Below are 9,672 nucleotides of genomic sequence, written 5' to 3'. Positions count from 1 at the left end.
TACGGTTTTTTATAGATTCGATTTTGTCGTCGTCTCGGATAAAGAGAGCTTGTCCGCATTTATCACAGATGTCTTCTTTTTCGGAAGGCATAAACGATAGATGATAATTTTGCCCACAGTTCTTGCATACTCGACGTTCTAAAAGTCGCGCTACGATTGCGGCATCGCCAATATCAAAATTCACGGCAGCATCGACGACAGAAAATGCGTCGAGCGATTCGGCTTGTAGGATAGTCCGCGGAAAGCCGTCCAGAATAAAACCTTTTCTCGCGTCGCTTTGCTCAAGTCGTTCTTTAACCACTGTAGCAGTGACATCGTCGTTCACCAATGCGCCCGTATTGATGATTGCGTATATTTTTTTGCCCAGCGGGGTTTGTGCTTTGATTGCCGTACGAAAGATATCTCCGGTCGAGATATGCGGAATTTGATAAATCTGTGCGACCCGTTGCGCCAACGTTCCTTTCCCTGCTCCCGGGGGACCAAAAAAAATGAATTTCATTATTATCTCCTGTTAATTTATTGTTTTGACAAGCTACATTCATTAATAACACAAGTGTAGCCATTGTATATAATGAATAGGAGAATTATTTGATACGCTGTTGAAGTTCTTTTAGGACTAATAATAAAAATATCGGTCGTAAGGGGCGGGTATTTACCCAAAGGGAATAAAATTTCTGCCAATTTGAAATATGATAGATTTAAAGTACAAGTAAAAAACATCATTGTAAAACATGCTTGAGACAAATATTCATTTTCAAATACGTTATTTTTTGTCCAGCGACTGAGCAAGCTATAAATGATATGCCAGTCCTCCAACTTGTTGACAACATCTAAAAGCACTTAAGCAGGGCAACGTTCTTATTTACACGCTCTCTTGTTGCTTAAGCAGTAATTCTTGTATCCACTGATATTGTTTCTCACTCAGTTTTATGTTATATATTAGCATTTTCGCTAGATAGTGTGGAAGGTGGATGTAAAGGAAAAACACCTATGAATAGCAACGGTGAATTTTGCGTAGCATGTGTCAATTCCTCGCAAATGTTTGAGGGTTCCGAAGACGATTTCAATGAATATTCCACAGCTTGCTGAGGGATATTTCATTCATGCCTCCCATTTTACCTCTTTTTCCCTTTTTTAGTCCACGCCACCTAACGTAAACACTTCCATGAAAAAACAAAGAAAGGATTTGTATCTACTATTACCAAAGTTTTTCTACTTGTAATATATCCACCTCTACTGGTGCTGTACGCCCAAAAATACCCACTATTATCCGTAGTTTGTTTTTTTCAAGATTGATTTCTTCAATGGTACCGGTAAACGACGTAAACGCACCCTCGATAATTTTAACTTGTTCTCCGACAGAAAATGTTTGTTTCAACCGAACGTCTCTTTCATTCCTGATTTTATTTGATTTTTGCAATAACACCTTTGCTTCTGCTGTAGAAATAGGGCGAGGACATTCGTTGTTATTAGTGCCGACAAAACTAACGACTCCTTGTATTTGGCGAATTGAAGAACATATCTGTTTCCACTCAATATCTGGGAGATTCATTTCAATAAGCATATAACCGGGAAGAAATTTTTTCTGCGACAGCCTTTTTTTACCGTCTTTTATTTCGACAACGTCTTCAACGGGTACTTTTACGTCTGTTATAATAACAGATAAAGCCTTATCTTTTTCAATAAGCGAGTTAATTGTTTTTTCTATTTTGCTTTCATATCCTGTATAGGTATGCAGGATATACCAATGTTTTGCCATTTGTGTGTCGAACTAAAAAATCTTCATTATTGCAGAAGCAAACAAAAAGTCCACTACCCCAAGAATAACTGCAATAATTGCAGTAGATACAAAAACAACTTTTACCGACGATACGATATCAGTCCGTGTCGGCCACACGACTTTTTTCATTTCGGTGATACATTCTTTGATAAACTGGATAAACTTCCGCATACAGAGCCTTTTATTCTATTAAAACTCCAAATATAAATAAAACACAGGTCAGGAAGGACTCGAACCCTCACCATTCGGTTTTGGAGACCGACGCTCTACCATTAGAGCTACTGACCTACATTACCAATGCAAAATTTTTTCGACTCTCTCGGTAACTCATAAAATTAACAACGAACGCAATCGTATATTATTAATCGTTTTTATACGGCACAGTGATAAAATCGTTCATGGTTAAAACTTATTTTATTTTTACTTCTCTGTGCGCTGTATGTTTGCGATCAAAAGGGCAATATTTTTTCAATTCAAGCTTGCCTTGAATGTTTTTTTTGTTTTTATACGTCGTATAGTTTTTACGTTTACATTCACTGCATTGCAATGCGACAATTTCAACCGTTTTTTTTTTGCTTGCCATATTATTTTCCTATATATAGTATTATATCACACATGTATAGCCTCCGAACGGAATCGAACCGTTAACCTCAACCTTACCATGGTTGCGCTCTGCCGACTGAGCTACAGAGGCGTCAGTGTGAAAGTTAATATACCGATAAAAACAAACCTTGTCAACCTTTCATATTGACGTGCATTAATCAAGCCGTGCACAACGAGAACTACGCTACCCCAAAAGGGCGGTGCTACGGAATCAGAGATTTAACCGAGAGTGCAAGGCAAAGCCTGCCTTTTTTTGTGTTTCATCCTTTCTGCGCTACTAAAACGAGTCTTGTATATCTTATTTGCTTCCTGCTAACCTTGTTTCATGTTGGTTTTTGAGCTGATATGCACCGCAATTGTCGGTATCCGAGATATGCGCCATGACGTAGTGCTGTCATCCATTGCGCCGCAATGGCACTATCTCTCCTATTATGTCATAAATTCACATTTATAGACACCCGTCGATGAAACGTCAGTCTAGGTAATGTGGACTGGAAGACAGAGGAATAAACACCTGACATGAATGGCGGCGATGAAGGAAGCGGTGAGCTTTGCATAGCGCGTAGCAATTCCCCGCCAGCGCTTGAGGGCACGGAAGACGTTTTCAATGACGTGCCGCGCCCGATACAGTTCATGATTGTACGCTCTTTGCTCTTTCCGGCTTTTAACCGGAGGGATGACTGCTACTATATCCGCTTCTTTAAGCATATCGAGCAGCTCGTTCGTGTCATACGCCTTGTCCGCAAGGAACGCTTCCGCTTCCAAATCCTCCATAAGGAGAGGCGCTTGATTACAGTCCGCGACAGTACCGCTTGTCACAATGCCGCTTGCCGGTATCCCGTATTCGTCAACTACCAAATGTAATTTGCTGTTCAGCCCCCTTTTGTGCGGCTGATATCCTGAGTGCCGCCGCGCGCCCCGCATGCGTCCGCGTGTGCCTTGATATACGTCGAATCTATCATAAAGATATCCCCGGCAGGCTCGCCTATTGCGGCGTCCGCCAGCATTTTCCATATTCCCTTATCCCGCCAGCGACAAAACCGCTTGTGTATGCTGTTCCAGTTCCCGAATTCTGGCGGCATGTCTCTCCGCGGAGCGCCCGTGCGCGTCAGCCGCGCTACCGCGTTGATAAACAAACGGTTGTCTTTCGCTACTCCTCCGCGTTTTCCTGCCTGTCCGGGCAGCAGTTCTTTTATCCGTTCCCACGCCTCGTCGCTTATATCGTGCCGGTGAATGCCTTCTTGTCTTTTCATGCTTCTATTTTACCTCTTTCCCTTTATCCAGTCCACACTACCTAGGTAGTGTGGACTGGAAGGTAGAGGAATAAACACCTGACATGAATGGCGGCGATGAAGGAAGCGGTGAGCTTTGCGCAGCGCGTAGCGATTCCGCGCCGGCGCTTGAGGGCGCGGAAGACATTTTCAATGACGTGCCGTACCCGATACAGTTCATGACTGTACGCTCTTTGCTCTTTCCGGCTTTTAACCGGAGGGATGACGGCTGTTATATCCGCTTCTTTAAGCATGTCGAGCAGTTCGTTCGTGTCATACGCCTTGTCCGCAAGGAGCGCTTCCGCCTCCAAATCCTCCATAAGGAGAGGCGCCTGGCTACAGTCCGCGACAGTACCGCTTGTCACAATGCCGCCTGCCGGCATCCCGTACTCGTCGACTACCAAGTGCAATTTGCTGTTCAGCCCCCTTTTGTGCGGCTAATGTCCTGGCTGCCGCCTTGTGCTCCGCATGCGTCCGCGTGTGCCTTGATATATGTCGAATCTATCATAAAGATATCCCCGGCAGGCTCGCCTATTGCGGCGTCCGCCAGCATTTTTCCTATTCCCTTGTCCCGCCAACGGCAAAACCGCTTGTGTATACTGTTCCAGTTCCCGAATTCTGGCGGTATATCTCTCCACGGAGCGCCCGTGCGCGTCTGCCCCGCTGCCGCGTTGATAAACAAACGGTTGTCTTTCGCCACTCCCCCGTGCTTCCCTTCCTGTCCGGGCAGCAGTTCTTTTACCCGTTCCCACGCCTCGTCGCTTATATCGTGCCGGTGAATGCCTTCTTTTTTCATTTATGCCCCCTATTTTATCTATTTCCTCTATACTAGCCCACACTATTTAATGACGTGGTAGCAAAAGGGTATTTTGAAATTGCACGACGGCAGAGACGGTAGACAAAAACTGACGCTGAACCCGCGTCTGCTGGACGCCTTCCTGCTAAATGCCCGTGAAAGCTGCAGGAATATACGCTTATTAAAGGACGCGGGGAAAAAACCGAAACTTAAGCTGTGGAGGCTGTATGAAAAACCGGATAGCTGGGTTAGGCTGCGCGCTCCTGTTTGCAACGGGGGCTGCGCTTTCGGCGGGGGACGCCGCGCGCTTTGTCGATATGGGATTCTCGCCGGACGGGAAAACATATCTGTTCGCGCAGCACGGGGAAACCGGCAAAACGCTTCAGGGCTACGCGGAAATCTATGTGGTCGACGTCGCGCGGAATGATTTCGTGCCGGGCGGTGTGTTTAGAATCAACCCGTCCGCGGCAACCCGCCACAGAAGCGGGGAGGACGTGTTTGCCCAACTGCAAACGGTGAATGCGGCTTTTCTGAACAGACAACGCTGCATTCCGGTTCCCCTCGCGCAGGTATTGTATACCCGCGCCCCCGCGCCGGGTGTTGTCGGCAATGACCTGATCTTCCGTGATTTTGAAAACCTTACGGGCGTCGACTCGCTTCGCTACCGTGTTCGGCTGGCGCCGCTTTACGAAGGCACAGGGGAAAAGGCGCGCTCGTCGTTCTATATCGTGGCGGAAACGCAGGACAAAGACGGCACGCCGATAACGCGCAGCGCGGTCGGCAACCCGCACATTAAACGCGCCGGAGTGAATGCCTATTCTATAGAGAGGATATTCGCCGATAAAAGCGGGAAGAGTCTCGTGTTTCTTATTGCGAAAACCGTCGTCGACGGTACGGGAGTTTCAGTCCGCTATATGGTGGAAACGGCGCAGATACCGTAGAGCAGCCCAAGCCGCCGAAACGTAAACCGTATGATATGCGAAACGGCCGAGTTTCCTCAAGAAACTCGGCATATAGAGTGGGCAGCGGGCGGCAAATGAAGGAGCGTAACGGCACAGCGTAAATTATATATTATGCGAAGTACCTATGACTACATTATCTCTTTTTAAATCTTGTATTAATGTTTCTGCGTCCTCTTTTTGGCATACTTCCTTTTTTTTCCCATTGCCGCTTCAATTGCGTCTATTCTAGGTCCGCTTGTTCTTATTCTATTATAATTATTTAAACCATAACTATGATTTAAATTAACCCTTTGTATATAAAATCTATAATAATTGGGGCATAACAGAGGATTGCAAAAGAAAACGATTGATGAATATTTGATTATATTTTCAACATTTTCTAAATCAGTTAATGAATTTAGTTTTATCCATACAAGAATTATTCTATTCTTGCCATAATGCTCTATAGCATTAGCCTCAGGTTCATGTGTATCAACAACCTCAATTACTATAGGAGTATTCCCTTTTTCATCAAATAAAGCTATATCAGGTCTTCATACTCCCATATCATATTCGTCTTTTGCGTCAATAATTCCAGCTAAAAGATTTCCTTTATGATTATTTTTACAGATATTACATTCCCAGCTTATCTCTATTGGTAATTTTCTGCTTATATAATCCTTAATCAGCGCCACCAGCAATTTTTTGAATGTTTTATGCAAGTAACCTTCTGACGTGCAATTTGGTGAGGGGTTTTTGTGCGCAAAATGACGCTGCCGTATTTTGCCGTTTTTAAAGACAAACCCTTCTTTGCAAGAAGGGCAGCAATAATTTACGCCCGTTACTGCTTCGTCTATATGAATTATATTGCCGTTATCATCTTCGGCATATTTGTATAATATTTCTGTTTCCATTTCGTTCCCACGATAGTGCGCTCATTCTTTTTGTCAACTATTATTAAGGTTACGCCGTTTTTTGCGGCTCAATTCAGCGCCCCCGCGGCGTTTAACGGCGTACCGAAAAGGTCTGGCGGTACACCGCCAGCGGCTCCCGGTGTACCGCCAGAGTTTCCCGGTAGACAGTTAAAGCCTCCCGGTGTACCGCCAAGACTTTGCGGTGGACAGTCAAGGTTTCCCGGTGCACCGCTGCGCCTTGCCGATTTCCAAACCTAGCGCGTCAGGAGCCGGTTGATTCGCGCCACGAAGCCGGCGGGGTCTTTGAGTTCCGCGCCTTCGACCAGCAGCGCTTGGTCGAGCAGCACCTGCGACACGTCCGCGATATACGCCTCGTCGTCGGAGTCCTTCAGCGGGGCGACGAGCGGGTGCTCGCCGTTGATTTCCAGAATCGGCTTCACCTCGTTGCCCGTCATAGTCTGCCCCATAACCTTCATCATGCGTTCCATTTGCAGCGACGGGTCGTTCTCGTCTACGACTATGCACGACGGCGACTCGGACAGCCGCTTTGAAAGCTGCACGTCCTTCACCCGCTCGCCGAGCGCCTTCTTCACCTTCTCCACGAGCGGCTTGAACTCCTTCGCCTTCTTCGCGGCTTCCTTCTTGTCGACTCCCAGCTCTTCGTCGCTCCCCGCGCGGTTCACCGATTTCAGCTCGAAATCCTTGTATTTGCCGACCGACGGCAGTATGACGTCGTCGATTTCGTCGGGGAGGACGAGGATTTCAAAGCCCTTCGCCTTGTACGCCTCAAGGAGCGGCGACTTCCGTAAATTCTGCTCGTCGGAGCCGGCGATATAATAAATAGCCTTCTGCCCCGTCTGCATGCGCGACACGTAGTCGGCAAAGTTCGTCCAGCGCTCGCCCGTGCCCGCGTCCGCCGTGCTCTTGAAGCGGATTAGCTCCGTAAGCTCGTCTCGGTTCGCGTAGTCGCTGTACAGCCCCTCTTTCAGCGGGCGGTTGAAGTTCTCGATAAAGGCGTTCCACGCCTTGAGCGCCTTTTTTTCCTCGTCGCTCAGCTTCTCGTCGCCCCCGTCGGCGAGTTTCTTTGCCGCCGCCTCGTCGCCCGCCTTCGCAAGCTTTCGGAACTCGCTGAGCAGCTTCTTCACCGACTGCGACTTAATCGTCTCAAGGACGCGGTTCTGCTGCAGAATCTCGCGGCTCACGTTGAGTGGCAGGTCTTCCGAGTCGATGACGCCGCGCACAAAGCGCAGATACGCCGGCAGCAATTCGCGGTCGTCGTCGGTTATGAACACGCGTTTCACGTAGAGCTTCACGCCGCTTTTGTAGTCCGCGCGGTACAGGTCGAACGGCGCCTTTTCCGGCACAAAGAAGAGCGTCGTGTATTCCTGCGTCCCTTCCGCGTGGGTGTGCACGTAGAGGAGCGGGTCGCCGGACTCGTGCGAGAGCGCTTTGTAGAAGCTAACATAATCCTCGTCCTTCAGTTCGGTCTTTGGGCGCTTCCACAGGGCGCTCGCGCTGTTGATTTGCTCGACTTTGCGCTCCGAGCTTTTGACCTTGCCCTTGTTGTCGTAATCCTTCTGCTCGTAGTGCAGGAAAATCGGGAACGCGATATGGTCGGAATACCGCTTTATCAAGTCTTCGACCTTCCAGCGGCTCGCGTAGTCCCCGCTGTCCGCGTTGAGCGCCATAATCACCGCCGTGCCGTGCGCGCCTTCCGCGTCCAGCCCCTGCGCCTTTGCCGTTTCCCGCGCCGCCTCGTTTTCCGCGCCGGCGTCGACGAGCGTTACGCGGTCGAGCGCATACGACGCCGTGCCGTCGCTCGACCAGTGCCATATTTCGTCCGTCGCGGCTTTGCGCGAGTACACGTCGATTTTGGACGACGCCATGAACGCCGAGTAGAAGCCGACGCCGAACTGCCCGATGAGCGACGAATCCTTCTTCGCGTCGTCCGCGAGCTTTTCGAGGAAGGCTTTCGTGCCGCTCCGCGCAATCGTGCCGAGGTTTTCGGTCAAATCGGCGTCGCTCATGCCGATTCCCGTATCCTTCACCACGAGGGTCTTCCGTTCCTCGTCGAAGGATATGTCGATTCGCGGGTCAAACGTCGCCGCCTTGTACGCGTCGTCGGACACGCTGAGGTACTTGAGCTTGTCGAGCGCGTCGGACGCGTTGGACACGATTTCGCGCAGGAAAATGTCTTTGTTGGAGTACAGCGAGTGGATGATGAGCGTCAAAAGCTGGCTGACTTCCGTCTGAAACTGATATGTTGCCATAAGGCGCAACTCCTTTGCCGGTGGATTTGCTAAAAAGATATGCGTTTTCCGCGCAAACGGCAAGCGGCGATACCCGTGCTATGCACGGGTATCGATCGAGTTTTCTGAAAAAACTCGGCATATAGGTCGGTGCGGGGAACGTTCAGGTTTCTGAAAGAACTCGGCATATAGCCGCAAGCCGCTTCCCCTGTTTGCTCCCGCTTATCGTCAGCCATATAGAAAAAAGATTTGACAAAGAATACGAAAAAACATGATATTATAGATATGCCTATAAGCGGGATAGAATGGGATAGCGCAAAAGCGCAGTTAAACTTGTCGAAGCCGGGTAAGGTAAGTTTTGAGACGGCGCAATATATCTTTTCAGACCCAGAAAGGCTGGTGCGTTACGACCGGAGCGAAAACAATACGTCCGGGGAAGACCGCTGGCAGACCTTGGCGCAATAGCAGGGCATACGCTTTTTGTTGTGTATACCGAGACCGATACGGCAAAGCGTTTAATCACCGCACGACTTGCAACAAAAGCTGAAAGGAGAAGCTACAATGGCTATTATCACATCGACGGTAAAGGCTGGACAAAAGCCTAGGTAGTGTGGACTGGAAGGTAGAGGAATAAACACCTGACATGAATAGCGGCGATGAAGGAAGCGGTGAGCTTTGCATAGCGCGTAGCAATTCCCCGCCAGCGCTTGAGGGCACGGAAGACGTTTTCAATGACGTGCCGCGCCCGATACAGTTCATGATTGTACGCTCTCTGCTCTTTCCGGTTTTTAACCGGAGGGATGACGGCTGTTATATCCGCTTCTTTAAGCATATCGAGCAGTTCGTTCGTGTCATACGCTTTGTCCGCAAGGAACGCTTCCGCCTCCAAATCCTCCATAAGGAGAGGCGACTGGCTACAGTCCGCGACAGTACCGCTTGTCACAATGCCGCCTGCCGGCATCCCGTACTCGTCGACTACCAAGTGCAATTTGCTGTTCAGCCCCCTTTTGTGCGGCTAATGTCCTGAGTGCCGCCTTGTGCCCCGCATGCGTCCGCGTGTGCCTTGATATACGTCGAATCTATCATAAAGATATCCCCGGCAGGCTCGCCTATTGCGG

12 protein-coding genes and 2 tRNA genes are annotated in these 9,672 nt (G+C 48.8%); 2 read left to right on the top strand and 12 right to left on the bottom strand.

Annotation, left to right across the window (positions count from 1 at the left end; genetic code table 11):
* From AWU74_RS02665 to AWU74_RS02625, 9 genes are all read right to left on the bottom strand, one after another.
* A partial coding sequence (locus AWU74_RS02665) for an adenylate kinase family protein (protein ID WP_062327299.1) occupies positions 1-499 on the bottom strand: 499 nt, incomplete at its 3' end.
* Positions 500-951: 452 nt separating this feature from the next.
* Positions 952-1,101, bottom strand: a complete 150-nt coding sequence (locus AWU74_RS11445) for a hypothetical protein (protein ID WP_162482126.1) — start codon at positions 1,099-1,101, stop codon at positions 952-954.
* 97 nt (positions 1,102-1,198) lie between these two features.
* The gene (gene nusG, locus AWU74_RS02660; protein ID WP_062327296.1) at positions 1,199-1,759 is read right to left on the bottom strand and encodes a transcription termination/antitermination protein NusG; all 561 of its coding nucleotides are present in this window, start codon (positions 1,757-1,759) and stop codon (positions 1,199-1,201) included.
* Positions 1,760-1,771: 12 nt separating this feature from the next.
* The gene (gene secE / locus AWU74_RS02655; protein ID WP_062327292.1) at positions 1,772-1,951 is read right to left on the bottom strand and encodes a preprotein translocase subunit SecE; all 180 of its coding nucleotides are present in this window, start codon (positions 1,949-1,951) and stop codon (positions 1,772-1,774) included.
* 44 nt (positions 1,952-1,995) lie between these two features.
* Positions 1,996-2,068, bottom strand: a tRNA-Trp gene (locus AWU74_RS02650).
* A gap of 121 nt (positions 2,069-2,189) precedes the next feature.
* Complete coding sequence (rpmG, locus tag AWU74_RS02645; protein ID WP_062327288.1) at positions 2,190-2,363, bottom strand: 50S ribosomal protein L33; 174 nt, start codon at positions 2,361-2,363, stop codon at positions 2,190-2,192.
* Positions 2,364-2,401: 38 nt separating this feature from the next.
* Positions 2,402-2,474, bottom strand: a tRNA-Thr gene (locus AWU74_RS02640).
* A gap of 386 nt (positions 2,475-2,860) precedes the next feature.
* Positions 2,861-3,636 (bottom strand): IS5 family transposase gene (locus AWU74_RS10030; RefSeq protein ID WP_162504704.1). Its coding sequence is split into 2 segments (ribosomal slippage): positions 2,861-3,258 and positions 3,258-3,636, totalling 777 coding nucleotides; the frame shifts between segments, so codons are not numbered across the junction.
* A gap of 41 nt (positions 3,637-3,677) precedes the next feature.
* Positions 3,678-4,450 (bottom strand): IS5 family transposase gene (locus AWU74_RS02625; protein ID WP_162504703.1). Its coding sequence is split into 2 segments (ribosomal slippage): positions 3,678-4,075 and positions 4,075-4,450, totalling 774 coding nucleotides; the frame shifts between segments, so codons are not numbered across the junction.
* A gap of 227 nt (positions 4,451-4,677) precedes the next feature.
* Here AWU74_RS02625 and AWU74_RS02620 point away from each other — a divergent pair.
* Positions 4,678-5,391, top strand: a complete 714-nt coding sequence (locus tag AWU74_RS02620; RefSeq protein WP_062327279.1) for a DUF2259 domain-containing protein — start codon at positions 4,678-4,680, stop codon at positions 5,389-5,391.
* 554 nt (positions 5,392-5,945) lie between these two features.
* On the opposite strand, the gene AWU74_RS10025 is transcribed toward AWU74_RS02620, so the two are convergent.
* Entirely contained in the window at positions 5,946-6,305 is a 360-nt protein-coding gene (locus AWU74_RS10025) for a competence protein CoiA family protein (protein WP_162504702.1), read from the bottom strand.
* Between the two features lie 254 nt (positions 6,306-6,559).
* The gene (htpG, locus tag AWU74_RS02615; RefSeq protein ID WP_062327277.1) at positions 6,560-8,575 is read right to left on the bottom strand and encodes a molecular chaperone HtpG; all 2,016 of its coding nucleotides are present in this window, start codon (positions 8,573-8,575) and stop codon (positions 6,560-6,562) included.
* A gap of 228 nt (positions 8,576-8,803) precedes the next feature.
* Between htpG and AWU74_RS12585 the strand changes: the two genes are divergently transcribed.
* Entirely contained in the window at positions 8,804-9,019 is a 216-nt protein-coding gene (locus tag AWU74_RS12585; RefSeq protein WP_238580136.1) for a BrnT family toxin, read from the top strand.
* Positions 9,020-9,155: 136 nt separating this feature from the next.
* Here the strand turns inward: AWU74_RS12585 and AWU74_RS02605 are convergent, their stop codons facing one another.
* Positions 9,156-9,554, bottom strand: coding sequence for an IS5 family transposase (locus tag AWU74_RS02605; RefSeq protein ID WP_306700919.1), 399 nt, complete (start codon positions 9,552-9,554; stop codon positions 9,156-9,158).
* Between the last annotated feature and the right edge of the window lie 118 nt (positions 9,555-9,672).

Source organism: Treponema endosymbiont of Eucomonympha sp. (assembly GCF_001028545.1).
This window is presented reverse-complemented; position numbering and strand designations above follow the sequence as displayed.

Excerpts from the sequence above, each read along its gene's own strand:
- AWU74_RS11445 (WP_162482126.1), bottom strand. The coding sequence starts at position 1,101 with ATGAAATATCCCTCAGCAAGCTGTGGAATATTCATTGAAATCGTCTTC.
- nusG (WP_062327296.1), bottom strand. The coding sequence starts at position 1,759 with ATGGCAAAACATTGGTATATCCTGCATACCTATACAGGATATGAAAGC.
- secE (WP_062327292.1), bottom strand. The coding sequence starts at position 1,951 with ATGCGGAAGTTTATCCAGTTTATCAAAGAATGTATCACCGAAATGAAA.
- rpmG (WP_062327288.1), bottom strand. The coding sequence starts at position 2,363 with ATGGCAAGCAAAAAAAAAACGGTTGAAATTGTCGCATTGCAATGCAGT.
- AWU74_RS02620 (WP_062327279.1), top strand. The coding sequence starts at position 4,678 with ATGAAAAACCGGATAGCTGGGTTAGGCTGCGCGCTCCTGTTTGCAACG.
- AWU74_RS10025 (WP_162504702.1), bottom strand. The coding sequence starts at position 6,305 with ATGGAAACAGAAATATTATACAAATATGCCGAAGATGATAACGGCAAT.
- htpG (WP_062327277.1), bottom strand. The coding sequence starts at position 8,575 with ATGGCAACATATCAGTTTCAGACGGAAGTCAGCCAGCTTTTGACGCTC.